At 63.9% G+C, this 16,184-nt stretch carries 17 protein-coding genes and 1 pseudogene; 11 read left to right on the top strand and 7 right to left on the bottom strand.

Going from position 1 to position 16,184, the window contains the following annotated elements:
- Positions 1-76 precede the first annotated feature (76 nt).
- From EJ072_RS27650 to EJ072_RS27640, 3 genes are all read right to left on the bottom strand, one after another.
- Entirely contained in the window at positions 77-808 is a 732-nt protein-coding gene (locus EJ072_RS27650) for a dienelactone hydrolase family protein (protein WP_126082182.1), read from the bottom strand.
- 105 nt (positions 809-913) lie between these two features.
- Positions 914-1,603, bottom strand: a complete 690-nt coding sequence (locus EJ072_RS27645; RefSeq protein WP_126082181.1) for a 4Fe-4S dicluster domain-containing protein — start codon at positions 1,601-1,603, stop codon at positions 914-916.
- 89 nt (positions 1,604-1,692) lie between these two features.
- Entirely contained in the window at positions 1,693-3,267 is a 1,575-nt protein-coding gene (locus tag EJ072_RS27640) for a trimethylamine methyltransferase family protein (protein ID WP_126082180.1), read from the bottom strand.
- 272 nt (positions 3,268-3,539) lie between these two features.
- Here EJ072_RS27640 and EJ072_RS27635 point away from each other — a divergent pair, with 272 nt between their 5' ends.
- Positions 3,540-4,238: a B12-binding domain-containing protein gene (locus EJ072_RS27635; RefSeq protein WP_126082179.1), complete on the top strand. Its 699-nt coding sequence runs from the start codon at positions 3,540-3,542 to the stop codon at positions 4,236-4,238.
- Between the two features lie 82 nt (positions 4,239-4,320).
- On the opposite strand, the gene EJ072_RS27630 is transcribed toward EJ072_RS27635, so the two are convergent.
- Entirely contained in the window at positions 4,321-4,455 is a 135-nt protein-coding gene (locus EJ072_RS27630; RefSeq protein WP_042645015.1) for an entericidin A/B family lipoprotein, read from the bottom strand.
- 53 nt (positions 4,456-4,508) lie between these two features.
- On the opposite strand from EJ072_RS27630, the gene EJ072_RS27625 reads away from it, so the two are divergent.
- Positions 4,509-5,138, top strand: a complete 630-nt coding sequence (locus EJ072_RS27625) for a DUF1638 domain-containing protein (protein ID WP_126082178.1) — start codon at positions 4,509-4,511, stop codon at positions 5,136-5,138.
- Between the two features lie 5 nt (positions 5,139-5,143).
- Here EJ072_RS27625 and EJ072_RS27620 read toward each other — a convergent pair whose 3' ends face one another.
- Positions 5,144-6,058: an NAD(P)-dependent oxidoreductase gene (locus EJ072_RS27620; RefSeq protein WP_126082177.1), complete on the bottom strand. Its 915-nt coding sequence runs from the start codon at positions 6,056-6,058 to the stop codon at positions 5,144-5,146.
- 124 nt (positions 6,059-6,182) lie between these two features.
- Here EJ072_RS27620 and EJ072_RS27615 point away from each other — a divergent pair, with 124 nt between their 5' ends.
- The 6 genes from EJ072_RS27615 (at position 6,183) to EJ072_RS27590 (ending at position 10,861) form a co-directional block, all read left to right on the top strand.
- Complete coding sequence (locus EJ072_RS27615) at positions 6,183-6,758, top strand: DUF4893 domain-containing protein (RefSeq protein ID WP_126082176.1); 576 nt, start codon at positions 6,183-6,185, stop codon at positions 6,756-6,758.
- Positions 6,759-6,852: 94 nt separating this feature from the next.
- Positions 6,853-7,635, top strand: a complete 783-nt coding sequence (locus EJ072_RS27610; RefSeq protein ID WP_126082175.1) for a formyl transferase — start codon at positions 6,853-6,855, stop codon at positions 7,633-7,635.
- Positions 7,636-7,770: 135 nt separating this feature from the next.
- Positions 7,771-8,073 (top strand): virulence factor, encoded by a 303-nt coding sequence (locus EJ072_RS27605; RefSeq protein ID WP_041003951.1) that lies wholly within the window; start codon positions 7,771-7,773, stop codon positions 8,071-8,073.
- The gene (locus EJ072_RS27600) at positions 8,066-8,656 is read left to right on the top strand and encodes a methylenetetrahydrofolate reductase C-terminal domain-containing protein (protein WP_189343108.1); all 591 of its coding nucleotides are present in this window, start codon (positions 8,066-8,068) and stop codon (positions 8,654-8,656) included. The genes EJ072_RS27605 and EJ072_RS27600 overlap by 8 nt, the downstream gene beginning before the upstream one ends.
- The gene (locus EJ072_RS27595; protein ID WP_126082174.1) at positions 8,653-9,744 is read left to right on the top strand and encodes a methylenetetrahydrofolate reductase; all 1,092 of its coding nucleotides are present in this window, start codon (positions 8,653-8,655) and stop codon (positions 9,742-9,744) included. The genes EJ072_RS27600 and EJ072_RS27595 overlap by 4 nt, the downstream gene beginning before the upstream one ends.
- A 142-nt stretch (positions 9,745-9,886) precedes the next feature.
- Complete coding sequence (locus tag EJ072_RS27590; protein ID WP_126082173.1) at positions 9,887-10,861, top strand: methyltetrahydrofolate cobalamin methyltransferase; 975 nt, start codon at positions 9,887-9,889, stop codon at positions 10,859-10,861.
- A gap of 79 nt (positions 10,862-10,940) precedes the next feature.
- Here EJ072_RS27590 and EJ072_RS27585 read toward each other — a convergent pair whose 3' ends face one another.
- Positions 10,941-11,183, bottom strand: coding sequence for a hypothetical protein (locus tag EJ072_RS27585; RefSeq protein ID WP_245467006.1), 243 nt, complete (start codon positions 11,181-11,183; stop codon positions 10,941-10,943).
- An 89-nt stretch (positions 11,184-11,272) separates the two neighbouring features.
- Here EJ072_RS27585 and EJ072_RS27580 point away from each other — a divergent pair.
- The 3 genes and pseudogenes from EJ072_RS27580 to EJ072_RS27570 all read left to right on the top strand — a co-directional run bounded on the left by EJ072_RS27580 (position 11,273) and on the right by EJ072_RS27570 (position 15,033).
- Positions 11,273-13,340, top strand: a pseudogene (locus EJ072_RS27580) (ASKHA domain-containing protein).
- A gap of 183 nt (positions 13,341-13,523) precedes the next feature.
- Positions 13,524-13,709, top strand: coding sequence for a hypothetical protein (locus EJ072_RS36150; RefSeq protein ID WP_040982459.1), 186 nt, complete (start codon positions 13,524-13,526; stop codon positions 13,707-13,709).
- Positions 13,710-14,016: 307 nt separating this feature from the next.
- Positions 14,017-15,033 carry an alpha/beta hydrolase gene (locus EJ072_RS27570; protein WP_126082171.1) on the top strand — a complete coding sequence of 339 codons (1,017 nt, stop codon included), beginning with the start codon at positions 14,017-14,019 and terminating at the stop codon, positions 15,031-15,033.
- Between the two features lie 226 nt (positions 15,034-15,259).
- Here EJ072_RS27570 and EJ072_RS27565 read toward each other — a convergent pair whose 3' ends face one another.
- Positions 15,260-16,159 (bottom strand): LysR substrate-binding domain-containing protein, encoded by a 900-nt coding sequence (locus tag EJ072_RS27565; protein ID WP_042645025.1) that lies wholly within the window; start codon positions 16,157-16,159, stop codon positions 15,260-15,262.
- Positions 16,160-16,184: the final 25 nt, after the last annotated feature.

Below are 16,184 nucleotides of genomic sequence, written 5' to 3'. Positions count from 1 at the left end.
GAAGGGCGGATGAGGGGCGGCGCGGACATTCGAGGGCTCGCGCTAGGCCACGCGCACTACAATCCGAGACCGAAACTCAGCCCAGCGTCTCTTTGAAAAACGTCGTCAGCCGCTTCCAGTGGCGTTCAGCCCCCGCCTTGTCATAGACGCTATGATCCGGCACGCACCAGCCATGGCCGACGCCGACATAGTTCTCGATCGTATGGTCGACCTCTGCCACCCTGAGCGCCTCCGCCAGCCGCGCCGACTGCTCGGGCGGGAAGCTATGATCGACGCCGGCGACGCCGACATAGACGCGCGCCTTGATCGAAGCCGCCTTGCGATGCGGGCTGTCGGCCGCTTCGCTGGCCAGATTACCGCCATGGAAGCTTGCCGCGGCAACGATCCGGTCCGGATAGCTCGCCGCCGCGTTCAACGCCCGCGCGCCGCCCATGCAATAGCCGACGACGCCAATCGGTCCGTCAATGCCCTCGGCCGCGAACGCGTCGAGGAAGGCGCTGCCGTCGCGGATGGTCATGCCCTGCGTCGTACCGCCGCTCAGCATCAACAGCAGGGCCTTGGTCTTTGCCTCGGTGAACGCGGTTTTGGGATCGAACGGGCCATAGGGCGCATAGCGGTAGAAGAGATCGGGCACCAGCACGGCATAGCCATGCCCAGCGAGGCGCTCCGCCATCTGGTCGAGCACCGGACGCGGACCGAAAATATCCATGTAGAGGATGATTCCGGCCTTGGCCGGCGCGGCTGGACGAAACAGCCGAGCCTTCGCCGTGCCGTCCTGGGTCTTGATCTCGATGTCCTGCTTCGTCATTCCCGCGCTCCGCCGGTTGCCAGGCGATAGATATCCGCACTGCCCTCCAGGGCAAGCCGGAACCTTTCGATCGCGGTCAAGTTTCCGTGCGGTTCGGAAGAATGTCTACACCCCGGCGAACGCCGCCATATGGAAGGCCTGGACATCGGCCGGATAGCGATACTCAGCGCCATAGGGACAGGCGTTGCGGTCGAGGCAGCCGCCGCTCCGGCAGGGCTCGCCTCGCGGTCCGCGCACATGCGCCAGGCACGCCTGGTGCGCAAAGCCATCCACCGAATAGGCGTCCACCGGACAGGATTTCAGGCAGCGTTTTTCGACGCATGTGTCGCAAAGATGAATCGCTGCATGAGGTTCGGGAACAGAAATCTTGTCCTCGAACAGCAACGCGCCGCGATAGGCGTGCCAAAGCCCATACTGAGGATGCATGAGGATGCCCAGCGGCGACGGCCTCAGCCCTTCCGCCCGCATCGCCCATTGCTGGAACGGCAGGTAAGGCCGGTCTGAAGGCGAAACGGCACGCGCGCCGAATTCCTTCGCCACGGCGCCAATCACCTCGAGCGACCAGCTGTCGAGCGGGTTGGCGACGGGCCGAGGCTGTCCCTCGAGCCAGCGTTGGAAATATGGCCATGGCGCCGCGCCCGCCTGTCCAACAAGGAGCACCGATTTGGCTGGAAAGCCGGAAAGTCCGGCTGGCGCCATCTCATCGTCGCCGAAGGTGAAACCGCCGCGAAGGATCAGGCCACTGGCCGCGAGCTCGGCCGCAATCACCTCGACCCGAGCGCGGGAAAAAGTCATCCCTTCCGGTCCGGGTCGGAGAACGCGCTCCGCCAGACTTCCTTATGGATGATGTCGGCCACTTTAGCCCGGCCTGAATCGGGCTCCTTTCACGTGAAGGCGTCGGGCATCGAGCCTTTCTTCTTGGCGATGAACTCCTTCAGCGCCTCGTCGATGGCCGGATCGAGATGCGGCGCTTCGTAGCTTTCAAGCCAGCGGCGTGCGAGCTCGTTGGCGCGCTGCGGCGCGGTCTTCTCGCCCTCGGCCAGCCACTGCTCGTAGGAATTGTTGTCGGCGATGTTGGAGCGGTAGAAGGCCGTCTGGAAATTCGCCTGGGTATGGTCGCAGCCGAGATAATGGCTGCCCGGCCCGACCTGGCGGATGGCGTCCATCGCCTGGCCGTTTTCCGACAGGTCGACGCCCTCGCAGAACTTCTGCTGCATGCCGAGCTGGTCGATGTCCATCATGAATTTCTCGTAGCAGGAGGCGAGGCCGCCCTCGAGCCAGCCCGCCGAATGCAGCACGAAATTGGTGCCGGCGAGGATCGTCGAGTTGAGCGTGTTGGCGCTCTCATAGGCCGCCTGCGCATCCGGGATCTTCGAGGCGCAGAGCGAACCGCCGGTGCGGAACGGCAGGCCGAGCCGGCGCGCCAGCTGGGCGGCGCCATAGGAGACCAGCGACGGCTCCGGCGTGCCGAAGGTCGGCGCGCCTGACTGCATCGAGATCGACGAGGCGAAGGTGCCGAACAGCACCGGCGCGCCCGGCCGGATCAACTGCGTGAACGAGGCGCCAGCGAGCACTTCGGCCAGCACCTGCGTCAGTGTGCCGGCGACCGTCACCGGGCTCATCGCGCCGGCCAGGATGAAGGGCGTGACGATGCAGGCCTGGTTGTGGCGCGAATAGACCTTCAGGGCGCCGAGCATCGTTTCGTCGAACACCATCGGCGAGTTGGCGTTGATCAGGCTGGTCAGCACCGTGTTGTTCTCGACGAAGTCGTCGCCGAAGACGAGCTTGGCCATCGCCACCGTATCCTCGGCCCGCTCCGGCGCGGTCACAGAGCCCATGAACGGCTTGTCCGAGTAACGGATATGCGCGTAGATCATGTCGAGGTGGCGCTTGTTGACCGGCACGTCGACCGGCTCGCACACTGTGCCGCCTGAATGGTGGATCGACGGCGCCATATAGGCGAGCTTCACGAAATTCTGGAAATCCTCGATCGTCGCGTAGCGGCGGTTGCCGTCGAGGTCGCGCACGAAGGGCGGGCCGTAGACCGGCGCGAACACGGTCGCGTTGCCGCCGATCTGCACCGAGCGGTCCGGATTGCGCGCATGCTGGGTGTAGATCGAAGGCGCGGTCTTCAAGAGCGAGCGGCAGAGCCCCTTGGGGAAATGCACGCGCTCGCCCTTGACGTCGGCGCCCGCCTCCTTCCACAGCGCCAGCGCCTCGGCGTCATCGCGAAAGATGATGCCGATCTCTTCCAGCACCGTGTCGGTATTCTTCTCGATCAGCGCCAGGCCTTCCTCGTTGAGGACCTCGTAGACGTTGATCTTGCGCTTGATGTACGTGAGCTGGGTGCCCGGACCGCCGCCTGAACGGGCTGCCCGGCGTGCCGCCGCGCCGCCGCTGGCGCCGCGACCGCGTCGTCCACCCGGCGCTTCCTGCTCGACTGCCGCGTTATCGCTCATGATCGTTCTTCCTGTAACTTGGCCTGAATTGGCTGGGCGGCCCGTCGCTGCCGCTTCTTGCCTGGATCGTAGCCATGCACCCTATTGGAAACGGCCAGCCAGCGCCAACACCTGTCGCAAAATCGACAAGAAAAGCGTCAATTTTTCAGTCGCTTTCCTTTTGCGGGAAGTCGCAAATCAGCTATGGCTAGCTTGCCCTCGCGGGTTAGGTATTGGCGCATCGTTTTTTAGGCTGCCGCAGTCATTCCGAGCAGCAAGGAGCCCGAGGAAAAATGGCCGACGACGAGATCATCCTTTCCGAGCTTTCCGACGAGGAGCTTGTGCAGCAGATGCACGACGACCTCTATGACGGTCTGAAGGAAGAAATCGAGGAAGGCACGCATATCCTTCTCGAGCGCAATTGGGCGCCTTACAAGGTGCTGACCGAGGCGCTGGTCGAAGGCATGCGCATCGTCGGCGAAGATTTTCGCGATGGCATTCTGTTCGTGCCGGAAGTGCTGCTTTCCGCCAATGCCATGAAGGCCGGCATGGCTATCCTGCGTCCGCTGCTCGCCGCCACCGGCGCGCCGAAGCAGGGCAAGATGGTGATCGGCACCGTCAAGGGCGACATCCACGACATCGGCAAGAACCTCGTCGGCATGATGATGGAGGGCGCCGGCTTCGACGTCATCGACCTCGGCATCAACAACGCGGTCGAGAAATATCTCGACGCCATCGAGCAGCACCAGCCCGACATCATCGGCATGTCGGCGCTGCTCACCACCACCATGCCCTACATGAAGGTCGTTATCGACACGATGAAGGAAAAGGGCATCCGTGACGATTATGTCGTCCTGGTCGGCGGCGCGCCGCTCAACGAGGAGTTCGGCAAGGCCGTCGGCGCCGACGCCTATTGCCGCGACGCCGCGGTGGCCGTCGAGACCGCAAAGGATTTCATGAAGCGCAAGCACAACGTTCGCGCTTCCGCCTGACACGAGGCATCAGGATGGACCTAAAAAAAGCCGCGCCTTGCAGCGCGGCTTTTTTGTTACCAGATGATGGAAAAGGCTGCGATCAGTTGACAGTGTCCTTGACCGCCCTCGCCGTCGATTTGACGTCCTTGCCGACGCCCCGGATGGTGTTGGCGCAAGCGGTGAGCGCAAGCGCGCAGGCCAGGATGGCGATCGGCGCGACGCGTAGCAGTTTCATGAACAGTGTCTCCCTCGACAGATATTAAGCCCCGCAGCGAAAGCCGGCCCGACTTGGTCAAGACGCAAAAAACGGAACCGAATCAAACAGACAGGCTGCTCGTCATCGCCTGCGGGATGATTGCGCGCGAAGTTTTGGCCGTCAAGCAACAGCTAAAGCTCGACCATCTCGAGCTGACCTGCCTGCCGGCTGAGTTCCATTTCTATCCGGACCGCATCGCGCCGGCGATGGACAAGGCGATCGAGAAGGCCAAGGCGGAAGGCTACGATCACATCTTCGTCGGCTATGCCGACTGCGGCACGGGCGGCCTGCTCGACCGCGTCATCGAGAAGCACGGCGTCGAGCGCATGGCCGGGCCGCACTGCTTTGCCTTCTACCAGGGCATGGAGGCCTATGCGAAGGTCGCCGACGGCGACATGATGTCGTTCTACATGACCGACTTCCTCTGCCGCCAGTTCGAGGCCTTCTTCATCAAGCCGCTCGGCCTCGACCGGCATCCCGAGCTGATCAAGGACTATTTCGGCAATTACGGGAAGCTGATCTATCTTGCCCAGACCGACGATCCGGAACTCGACAAGGTCGCCGAGAAGGCTGCGGTTATGCTCGGCCTCGCGTACGAGCGCCGCCGGACTGGCTATGGTGATCTGACGAGCGAACTGGCGCGGGTGGCAACCGGCGCCTGACGGCTTCACGCCTCCGCTTCGAGCGCCGCCAATACATCGGCGAAACTTGTCTTGCAGACGAAGCCGAGTCGCTCCCCCGCCCGCGAGGGATCGTAGACGCGGTCGATCGACGAAAACATCGTCCAGCCCTTCCTCGCATAGAGCCCGGGATAATCCGGGAAATAGCGCGCGACAACCGATGGCGCGTCGGCGATGAGCTCGGCGCAGTCCAGCGGCCGGAACGGAGTCGGCGCCGAGATGATAAACGTGTCGAACCCGAGCAGCGGAGCTGTCTCCAGCGCCGCGACATGAGCCTCCGCGGCATCCTCCACCGTCAGCCGGCGAAACAGCAATTCGTTGGCCTTGGTGTTGGCGTCGGACTGTTCGATGGCGTGCGCCATGTCGTCCGCTTCGGGAAAGAAGCGCGCGGTGCGCAGCACCACCACCGGCAGCCCGTGCTCGATATGGTAAAGACGGCAGAGATGCTCAGCGGAAAGCTTCGTCACGCCATAGATGTTGCGCGGCTCCGGCGACATCTCCTCCGTCAGCCAGGCGGCCTTGCGCGCGCCGCGCTGGAAGCCGGCGCGGATCGCCTGCGAGATCATCAGCGACGTCGTCGAGGTGAAGACGAAACGCTCGACGCCGCAGGCAACCGCCGCGTCGAGCAGGTTGAGCGTGCCTTGCACATTCGTCGCGACGAAGGCGCTGTTCTCAAAGTGCTCGATGTTTGGCTTGTGCAGCGCGCCGCTGTGAATGATGGCCTCGATGCGATTGTCGCGGACAGTTTCGAAGACCAGCTCGCGGTCTGCGACCGAGCCGACGACCTGCGTGCGCGCCGAGGTAACCGGATCGAGGCCGACCACCTCATGGCCGAGCACTTCCAGTCGTGGCTGAAGCGCGCTGCCCAGCCAGCCTGACGACCCCGTGAGCAAGATCCGCATCGATCGAACACCATTTTTCCGAGCCCACGCTGTTAAGCACGGATGACAGACGATCGCGAACCGGTAAGTTGTACGCCAGTGACGAAAAGAACTGTTCCAGCCATCGATTTGAGGAAACGATTTGATGACCCCTCGCCTGCTTTTTGCCGCTCTCGGCCTCATAGCCCTCACCTTGCCCGCCCATGCCGACGGCGAGGTGCAGAAGCTGATCACCGCCGCAGACAAGGCGCGGCTGGATAAGTATGGTGAGACGCGCAAGGCGGCTCTGGATGAGGCAAAGGCCGGCGATCCGGCGGAGGTCAAGCAATTGGATGACTTGCTCGCCAAGCCGCTCGTCGCCTTCTCCGACACGGATCTCACCGGCGACTGGAAATGCCGCACCATCAAGGCCGGAGGCTTGAGCCCGCTGATCATCTATGGCTGGTTCAAGTGCAAGGTGACCGACGACGGCTCCGGCTGGCGGCTTGCCAAGATCAGCGGCTCGCAACGCACCACCGGCCGCTTCTTCGACGATGGCGCGAAGCGCTCGATCTATCTCGGCTCGTTCTCGGTGAACAACGACAAGGCCAAGCCCTATGGCAGCGGCCCCGAAAGCGACCAAGTCGGCTACGCCTTCCGCAACAGCGCCACCGAATGGCGCATCGAATTCCCCGCGCCCTATTACGAATCCAAGCTCGACATCATGGAATTCAAGCGCTGAGCCGGGCTTTGGCGCCTGACCGAAGACCTTCGGCTCACCAAGGATTAACCCGCCCCGCATAGCATGCGCCCGGTTTTGAGAGCGGGTGCTTGCCATGGCGGCGTCGGAATCGAGTACGCGACCGATCGTGGTCGTCACGGAAGGTGGCCCGCATATCTGGGCAATCGTCAATGCGATTGCCGATCGCGTCGGTCCTGTCAGCGTCATCCTCGAGAACCCTGAATCCAAAAAGCGGCTGCTCATGGGCCGCGCCCGGCGGCAGGGTTGGATCTCGGCCATCGGGCAGCTCGGCACGATGGTGCTTACCAGGCTCGGCAAGCGCTTCCTTGCCGGCCACGCCGAGCGGCTGATCGCCGAGGAAAAGCTCGACGCCGAACCGCGGCAAGGCCAGGCGATCATCCATGTGCCCTCAGCCAACGGGCCGGAATGCCTGAAGGAAATCGCCAGCATCGGACCGGGCGTCATCCTGCTCGCCGGCTGCAGACTGCTGTCGAAGGATACGTTGGCCAGGATGCCTTGCCCGGTGCTCAACTATCACGCCGGCATCGCGCCAAAATATCGCGGCATGAATGGCGGCTACTGGGCGCTGGCGTCCGGCGACGCGCAGAACTTCGGCACCACCGTGCATCTGGTCGATGCCGGGGTCGACACAGGCGGCGTGCTGAAGCAGGCGCGCGGCAAACCCAAGACGGGCGACACCATCGCGAGCTACCCGCTGCGTCAGGCAGCGTTTTCGCGCGATATCTGCGTCGAAGCGGTCGGCAATGTGCTGGCCGGCAGGCTGGAAACGATCGATCCTGGCCTGCCGTCCAAGCAATGGTATCACCCGACGATCTGGTTCTATCTCTGGATCGGCCTGACCAAGCGCGTCTGGTGATTGGCCGGCAACGGATTCCAGCATTCGCTTTGCGCCATCGCCAGCGTCGCTTTTGAAGGGGCGCGCGTCGTCCCATAACAAGCGGCCCAACAGCGCTTGCGGCAATGCTCCGACATATCGAGGAGTTGAGAATTCATGGCCGATCTGATCGTCGTCTATTGGCGCGACATTCCCGCCCAGGTCATCGTCAAAAAGGGCCGGCAGAACGCCAAGCGCGAACTGCCGCTGCGCTTCACCGAGGCGATCGACATGTGCGCGATGCGCACCGGCGCCGGCGGCACAGACGACTATCTGGCGGAATGGCGCAAGGCCGATCCCGTCCCGGTCGGCGACGACATCGAGGCCGAGGTCGAGAAGGCCTATCAGGAACTCGACGCGAAATATGACCGCGAGCGGCTGGTCGCTCTGGTCAAGGCTGGCGGAAAAGAAAATGTCTGAGAAGCAGCCGGCGGTTACCCAGGCCACATTGGTCAAGAAGGCAGCGCCGAAATCCGACTACAAGCCTGCCGACGTGTCGCCGCAGCGGCGCGTCCAGCGCACCTTCGCCGTGCGGCTGTGGTCGATCAGGCATTCGCGCCTGCTCGAATGGTTCTACAGCCGGTTCGCCGACGCTTTCCTGTTGTTGCATCCTCTGTGGAAGGGCATCGGCTATGGGCGCGTCGAGGCTCCGGTGAAGTTCGTCGAGAAGCGCGTCAAGGGCTTCATGTTCGACTGCCGCATGTGCGGCCAGTGCGTGCTGTCGTCGACCGGCATGTCGTGCCCGATGAACTGCCCCAAGCAGCTGCGCAACGGCCCGTGCGGCGGCGTGCGCGCCAACGGCAACTGCGAGGTCGAGCCGGACATGCCTTGCGTCTGGGTCAAGGCCTGGGAAGGCTCGCGCAACATGGTGCATGGCGACAAGATCCTGACCGTGCAGAAGCCGGTCGATCAGTCGCTGCGCGAGACCTCGGCCTGGCTGCGGGTGACCGCGCAAGCCGCCGCCGCGCGTGAAACGGCCCAGAATCCCGGAGCTTCGGCATGAACGCCCGCCAGCGCGACGAGAATCCGGCCGGCATCCACCTGCCGCTCGATCCCCTGCCCGGCCACACCTCGCGCGGCCGGCTGGAGCGCGTGCTGCGCCGCGGCGAGTTCGCGGTGACGACCGAACTCAACCCGCCCGACAGCGCCGATCCCGAAGATGTCTACAACCGCGCCAAGATCTTCGACGGCTGGGTCGACGCCATCAACGCGGTCGATGCCTCGGGCGCCAACTGCCACATGTCCTCGGTCGGCATCTGCGCGCTGCTTACCCGCATGGGCTATGCGCCGATCATGCAGATCGCCTGCCGCGACAAGAACCGCATCGCCATTCAGGGCGACGTGCTGGGCGGCGCCGCCATGGGCGTCGCCAATATGCTGTGCCTCACCGGCGACGGTGTGCAGGCCGGCGACCAGCCCGGCGCCAAGCCTGTCTTCGACCTCGATTCCATGTCGCTGCTCGAAACCATCCGCATCATGCGCGACAACGGCAAGTTCCTGTCCGGCCGCAAGCTGACGACGCCGCCGCAAGTCTTCCTCGGCTGCGCGGTCAATCCCTTCGCGCCGCCTTACGACTTCCGCCCGATCCATCTCGGCAAGAAGATCGCCGCCGGGGCGCAATTCGCGCAGACGCAGTACTGTTTCGACGTGCCGATGTTCAAAGCCTTCATGCAGAAGGCGCGCGATCTCGGCCACACCGAAAAGCTCTTCCTGCTCTGCGGCGTCGGGCCGCTCGCTTCCGCCAAGACGGCGAAATGGATCCGCTCCAACGTGCCTGGCATCCATATCCCTGACGCGGTGATCAAGCGGCTGGAAGGCGCGCAGGATCAGAAGAAAGAAGGCAAGCAGCTCTGCATCGACATCATCAACGAGGTGAAGGAAATCCCGGGCGTCGCCGGCATCCATGTGATGGCCTACCGCCAGGAGGAATATGTCGCCGAGATCGTCGATGAATCCGGCGTGCTGAAAGGCCGCCAGCCCTGGAAGCGCGAGATCCGCCGCGATGACCAGCTGGTCGCCGAGCGGCTCGACCACATACTGCACGACGAGATTACCGAAACCCAGGTCGACATGGTGAAGACCGCGCACTGATGTATGTCGCCCAAAAGTGGGAACCGGTTTTGGGGCAACGACATACGTCAACTTAGAGTCTAGAGCGCGGCCGGCACGCATTCACTTGAACCAAATCAGATAACGATATAAAGAACTCTTTATATCCCGACGGAGAGATCGCATGACCCGCACCATCGTCGCCTCGGCGACCCGAGAAATCGTCATCGGCTTCGATCAGCCCTTCTGCGTGATCGGCGAACGCATCAACCCGACCGGCCGCAAGAAGCTCGCCGCCGAGATGGTGGCCGGCAACTTCGAGACCGTCATCAAGGACGCGCTGGAGCAGGCCGCCTGCGGCGCCACAATGCTCGACGTCAATGCCGGCGTCACCGCCGTCGACCCCAACGCCACCGAGCCGGCGCTTCTGGTGCAGACGCTCGAGATCGTGCAGGGCCTGGTCGATCTGCCGCTGTCGATCGACTCCTCGGTCACCGCAGCGATCGAGGCCGCGCTGAAGGTCGCCAAGGGCCGCCCGCTGGTCAACTCCGTCACCGGCGAGGAAGAAAAGCTCGAGGCCATCCTGCCGCTGGTCAAGAAATACAACGTCCCGGTCGTCGCCATCTCCAATGACGAGACCGGCATCTCGATGGACCCGGATGTCCGCTTCGCCGTCGCCAAGAAGATCGTCGAGCGCTGCGCCGACCACGGCATTCCTTCGCATGACGTCGTCGTCGACCCGCTGGTGATGCCGATCGGGGCGCTGGGCGATGCCGGACGCCAGGTGTTCGCGCTGCTCCGGCGGCTCCGCGAAGAGCTCAAGGTCAACACCACCTGCGGCCTCTCCAACATCTCCTTCGGCCTGCCGCACCGCCACGGCATCAACGCCGCCTTCATCCCGATGGTGATCGGGGCCGGCATGACCTCGGCGATCATGAACCCGGTCCGTCCGCAGGAAATGGAAGCCGTGCGCGGCGCCAATGTGCTCAACGGCACCGACGAGAACTGCACCAACTGGATCCGCACCTACAAGGACTACAAGCCGGCCGAAGGCGGCCACGCCGTTGCCGCTCCGGTCGCGGTCACCGCCCCCGGTGAAGGCGCTGCCGCCGGCGGCCGCCGCCGCGGCGGCCGCGAAGCCCGCATGGCCAGGGGATAAGCGCGCAATCGTGGGCCGCACCGCAAACAACGCTGGTCCGATCGCATCGCGGATGCGTTCGGACAGCTCTGCTTTGCGTTCAGGCCATACCCACTATGGCGTCGAACAACGCCATGCCCGCCCACGACCCGAAGATGCCCGTGACGCCGCCGACGATGAAATCATCGTCATAGGCGGGCCAGTAGGCGTGCAGCACCAGGGTTCCGACGGCCGCGCCGACAATCCCTGTGGCGAGGTACTGGGGATTGCGCAGCCACGAGCCTTTGATCACGCGCACCATGGTGAACGCGGTGAAGATGGCGGAGAGCAGCAGATCCGACATGGTTGGCCCCTGGACCAACGGACTCTCCGCCCAATAGTAGAACGATCCGTTATACGGCATCGGCAATTGCCATCGAGACGCGTGCCAGCATGAATCCTCCCCCAACATCACCGATCCGCTCGTCCTGTTCATGCCGTCGGGCAAGCGCGGCCGGTTCCCGGTCGGCACGCCGGTGCTCGATGCGGCGCGTCAGCTCGGCGTCTATGTCGAAAGCGTGTGCGGCGGCCGCGCCACCTGCGGGCGCTGCCAGATCGAAGTGCAGGAAGGCAATTTCGCCAAGCACAAGATCATCTCGTCCAACGACCACATCTCGCCCAAGGGCGCCAAGGAAGAGCGCTACGAGCGCGTGCGCGGCCTGCCCGAGCGGCGCCGCCTCTCCTGCTCGGCGCAGATTCTCGGCGACCTCGTCATCGATGTACCGCAGGACACGGTCATCAACGCCCAGACCATCCGCAAGGACGCCGACACCAGGGTGATCGCCCGCGATACGGCGATCCGCATGTGCTATGTCGAGATCGAAGAGCCCGACATGCACAAGCCGCTCGGCGACCTCGACCGGCTCAAGATCGCCCTGATGAAAGACTGGGGCTTAAAAACCTGGAATTCGATTTCTATCTGCTGCCGCAGGTGCAAGGCATCCTGCGCAAGGGCAACTGGACCGCGACGGCCGCCATCCACAAGGATGCCGACAGCGACATCGCACGCGTCATCGCGCTGTGGCCGGGCCTGAAGAACGAGGCCTACGGCCTTGCCTGCGACATCGGCTCGACCACCATTGCCATGCATCTGGTGTCGCTGCTGTCGGGCCGCGTCGCTGCGTCCTCCGGCACCTCCAATCCGCAGATCCGCTTCGGCGAGGATCTGATGAGCCGCGTCTCCTATGTGATGATGAATCCGGACGGCCGCGAGGGCATGACGGTTGCCGTGCGCGAGGCCATTTCCAGCCTGGTCGACAAGGTCTGCGCCGAAGGCAACGTCCAGCGCGCGGACATTCTGGATTCCGTCTTCGTCGGCAATCCGATCATGCATCACCTCTTCCTCGGCATCGATCCGACCGAACTCGGCGGTGCGCCCTTCGCGCTCGCCGTCTCCGGCGCGGTGCGCATCAAGGCCTCCGACATTGGCTTGAAGCTCAACCAGGGCGCCCGCCTCTACATGCTGCCTTGCATCGCCGGCCATGTCGGCGCCGATGCCGCCGCCGTCACGCTGTCGGAAGGCCCGCATCGCCAGGACGAGATGATGCTGATCGTCGACGTCGGCACCAACGCCGAGATCGTGCTGGGCAACCGTACGCGCGTGGTCGCGGCCTCCTCTCCCACCGGCCCGGCCTTCGAGGGCGCGGAAATCTCCGGCGGGCAGCGCGCCGCGCCCGGCGCCATCGAGCGCGTGCGCATCGATCCCGTCACATTGGAGCCGCGCTACCGCGTCATCGGCTCGGAACTGTGGTCGGATCAGCCGGGCTTCGCCGAAAGCGTGCAGGCGACCGGCGTCACCGGCATTTGCGGCTCCGGCATCATCGAGGTGATCGCCGAGATGTATCTGTCCGGCATCATTTCGGAGGACGGCGTCGTCGACGGGTCGCTTTCGGCGCGCTCGCCGCGCATCGTGGCCAACGGCCGCACCTTCTCCTATGTGCTGAAGGAAGGCGAGCCGAAGATCACCATCACCCAGAACGACGTCCGCGCCATCCAGCTTGCCAAGGCGGCGCTCTATGCCGGCACCAAGCTGTTGATGGAAAAGCAGCACACCGATCATGTCGACCGCATCCATCTCGCCGGCGCCTTCGGCTCCTTCATCGATCCGAAATACGCCATGGTCCTTGGCCTGATCCCGGACTGCGACCTCGACAAGGTCTCGGCCGTCGGCAACGCCGCCGGCGCCGGCGCGCGCATGGCGCTCTTGAACCGTGGCTACCGTCGCGAGATCGAAGAGACGGTGAGCAGGATCGAGAAGATCGAGACGGCGCTGGAACCGAAATTCCAGGAGCACTTCGTCTACGCCATGGCGCTGCCGAACAAGGTCGACCCCTTCCCCAAGCTGGCCGCCGCGGTGAAGCTGCCGCCGCGCAAGGCAATGAGCGAGGACGGCGCCGCAGGCGACGCCACCCCGCGCCGGCGCTCACGCGAGGAGCGCGCGGCACGGCGGGGCCGCGCGTAGGCTTCTTTCCGCCTCCAACACTTCAACTTCATTTGCATGCAAATGTTTCCGAATCCGCGCGATCCGGAAACCGAAGCGCTGTTCTCGCGAAATCGACCCGATACAGGCGTGACGCATTTAGCGGCCATCGCATGGCGGCCGGGGATCATTCGCGGCCGCCGCTGGTCTTCAAGGGAGAAGAAAATGTCAATGTTCGGAAATCTCAGCCGCTTCGGTGTCACCATCAGGCAGGCTCATGCCAGGAACAAGGCGATCCGCGCGCTCAACGATCTGCCGGCGCATGTCCAGAAGGATATCGGCTGGCCGGCCTCGCCGCCGAGCGATCCTCAGGCAGCACTGCACAAGCTGCTCCTGGGCACGCCGCGCTGATGACCTTCGCCGACAAATGCAAGCTGCTCGGCAAGCGCCGGGGCCGCGATGCGGCTCCGGCGGCGGGCGACAACAAGCTGCGCGCCGCGCTGCTGCCGAAGCGGCGCTAAGCAATTCCAGGGAAAGCGCGCAGCGACTGGCTCGTCGACTTCGCCATAGCCCTCCGTAATTGCGTAGACAGGGAAACCGGCACCACCGGATCACGCCGATGTGCCAGCGTGAATCCTTGACATTTTTAACTGCGGTACGATCTTCGAAAAGCGGGGGGAATTCTCTTAGTCGGCTCTGCCGAGATCCGTGTATCCGCATGCCCAGTTTGAAAAGCCACCTCGTTTCGTTCGTACTGCGGCACAGCCGCAAGAAGGCGTTTTCCAGCCCCGAGAACCTGCAGCGCTGGATCGCCTATGCCCGCAAGACCGAGGACCATCATCCGCCGGCCTTGCTCAAGGCGCGGCTGGACATAACCGAGACCGAGATCGACGGCTTTCCCGTCTATGAGATCGCGCCGAAGGCGGGCGAACGCCGGCGCATACTTTACCTGCATGGCGGCGCCTATGTTTTTCAGATCACCTCCTACCACTGGGGGCTGATCGCCGAGATGGCCGAGCGTCTCGGTTTCGGAATCACCGTGCCGATCTACCCGATCGCGCCCGAGCACGATTTCCACGACATGTTCGGCATGGTCGGCGACGTCTACCGGCACATGCTCGAAAGGACCGACTCGGAGGACATCGTCTTCATGGGCGATTCCGCCGGCGGCAACATGGCCGTCGTGCTGACCATGATGGCGGCCAAGGAGGGCCTGCCCTCGCCGTCGCGCCATGTGCTGATCTCGCCCGGCCTCGACGTTTCGCTTGCAAATCCTGAAGTCTTCGAGGCCGAGCGCCAGGATCCTTGGCTGGGCATTCCGGGTGGGCTGGAAGCGGTGCGGCTCTACAGCGCCGGTTTCGACCGCAAAGACTGGCACATCAGCCCGCTTTACGGCGACTTGTCCCTGCTGCCGAAAACGCTGCTGCTGACCGGCTCACGCGACATGCTGACACCAGACAATCTCATCTTCGCCGAACGGGCGCGGGCTGCCGGCGTGGAGGTGGACGTGGTCTACGAGGAGGGCATGTTCCACGTCTGGCCGCTGATCGAGATGCCGGAAGCGCGCCGCGCGCGCGACAGCATCGTATCGTTCCTGAGGGATGAAGCCCGCGGTCAAGCCGAAAGGGAGACGGTCGACTCGTCGGCCAAGGGCCTATCAAGAGTTCCGTTGATGACCGGATTTGCGAGTACGAAGATCGCATCGGCGATTTCATCGCTTCGATCGGGGTGGTAGCCGATATCGTCCCTGAGTTCGATCAGATTTGCCCATTCCTCCACGTCGGACGCGGCTAGCTCCCCCGTGAGAAAGCGACGGAGCGTCCTCGCTATGTGATCGGCGCTAAGGACAACGATCGGCGTATCCGACCAGCCAAGCTCGTCAATCATGTCGGTCAGCCGCTCAATCGGCTTTGCGAACGCAACGAGGTCGCTGAGCACCGAAAATCGGTCCATCACGTTCGTCAGAACTTGCCGGTTTCGCGGAACAGTTCGAACGTCGCCCGGATATGGTCGGCCACGGCCTTCACCGGCGCGCTGGCGTCGGGCGCCACCACCATGGCGAGATTGTAGGTGCCGATCTCGGGCATGCCGTCCTTGGCGCCCAGCGAGACCATCTCGTCGCCGAGGAAGGATTTCGGCAGCGGCGCCACCGCAAGGTCGGCCATGATTGCGGCGCGCTGGCCGGCCGTGTGGGCGCTCATATAAGCGATGCGATAGTTGCGGCCCTCGCGTCCGAGCGCTTCGAGCGCGCCGGCCCGCCAGGCGCAGCCCTCCTCCCACAGCGACACCGGCAAAGGTTCGCGCAGATGCGCGCAGCCGCCCTTGGCGCCCGCCCAGACGATGGGCTCGGTCAGCAGAACCTCCGCGCCGACGGCACTGGTCTTGTAGGAATTTGTGAGCAGCGTGATGTCGAGCGCGCGGTCGTCCATGCGCCGGCGCAGATTGATGCTCTGGTCGATGGTGACGTCGACGGCGATCGAGGGATGCGACTGCGCAAAGCGCTTCAGCACATGCGGCAGCACGCGCTCGCCATAGTCGTCCGGGGACCCAAGCCGCACCACGCCGACAATGTCGGGGATGATGAACTTCGACACCACCTCGCGGTTGATCGACAAAAGCCGGCGGGCATAGCCGAGCAGCATCTCGCCATCCGTCGTCAGCGTCACCGAACGCGCATCGCGCGCGAAGACGGAACGGCCGAGAATATCTTCCAGCTTCTTGATCTGCATGGAGACGGCCGACGGGGTGCGGAACACCGCGTTGGCGGCGGTGGTGAAGGAGCCAGTCTCGGCGATCGCCACGAAGGTGCGCAGCACATCGAGGTCAAGCAGCGGCAAAGGGTGATTGAGCGGGGCGTTCATGGGAGCCGACCTTCAATTTTTCTGA

Source organism: Mesorhizobium sp. M2A.F.Ca.ET.046.03.2.1 (assembly GCF_003952425.1).
GTDB lineage: Bacteria > Pseudomonadota > Alphaproteobacteria > Rhizobiales > Rhizobiaceae > Mesorhizobium.
Note: the sequence above shows the minus strand (reverse complement) of the source record. Positions and strands in the feature narration are given on the sequence as shown.

Coding starts and splice junctions, on each gene's coding strand:
- EJ072_RS27645 (WP_126082181.1), bottom strand. CDS start 1,603: ATGACTTTTTCCCGCGCTCGGGTCGAGGTGATTGCGGCCGAGCTCGCG.
- EJ072_RS27640 (WP_126082180.1), bottom strand. CDS start 3,267: ATGAGCGATAACGCGGCAGTCGAGCAGGAAGCGCCGGGTGGACGACGC.
- EJ072_RS27565 (WP_042645025.1), bottom strand. CDS start 16,159: ATGAACGCCCCGCTCAATCACCCTTTGCCGCTGCTTGACCTCGATGTG.
- EJ072_RS27570 (WP_126082171.1), top strand. CDS start 14,017: ATGCCCAGTTTGAAAAGCCACCTCGTTTCGTTCGTACTGCGGCACAGC.
- EJ072_RS27610 (WP_126082175.1), top strand. CDS start 6,853: ATGGCGGCGTCGGAATCGAGTACGCGACCGATCGTGGTCGTCACGGAA.
- EJ072_RS27600 (WP_189343108.1), top strand. CDS start 8,066: ATGTCTGAGAAGCAGCCGGCGGTTACCCAGGCCACATTGGTCAAGAAG.
- EJ072_RS27605 (WP_041003951.1), top strand. CDS start 7,771: ATGGCCGATCTGATCGTCGTCTATTGGCGCGACATTCCCGCCCAGGTC.
- EJ072_RS36150 (WP_040982459.1), top strand. CDS start 13,524: ATGTCAATGTTCGGAAATCTCAGCCGCTTCGGTGTCACCATCAGGCAG.
- EJ072_RS27595 (WP_126082174.1), top strand. CDS start 8,653: ATGAACGCCCGCCAGCGCGACGAGAATCCGGCCGGCATCCACCTGCCG.
- EJ072_RS27615 (WP_126082176.1), top strand. CDS start 6,183: ATGACCCCTCGCCTGCTTTTTGCCGCTCTCGGCCTCATAGCCCTCACC.
- EJ072_RS27585 (WP_245467006.1), bottom strand. CDS start 11,183: ATGTCGGATCTGCTGCTCTCCGCCATCTTCACCGCGTTCACCATGGTG.
- EJ072_RS27650 (WP_126082182.1), bottom strand. CDS start 808: ATGACGAAGCAGGACATCGAGATCAAGACCCAGGACGGCACGGCGAAG.
- EJ072_RS27630 (WP_042645015.1), bottom strand. CDS start 4,455: ATGAAACTGCTACGCGTCGCGCCGATCGCCATCCTGGCCTGCGCGCTT.
- EJ072_RS27635 (WP_126082179.1), top strand. CDS start 3,540: ATGGCCGACGACGAGATCATCCTTTCCGAGCTTTCCGACGAGGAGCTT.
- EJ072_RS27590 (WP_126082173.1), top strand. CDS start 9,887: ATGACCCGCACCATCGTCGCCTCGGCGACCCGAGAAATCGTCATCGGC.
- EJ072_RS27620 (WP_126082177.1), bottom strand. CDS start 6,058: ATGCGGATCTTGCTCACGGGGTCGTCAGGCTGGCTGGGCAGCGCGCTT.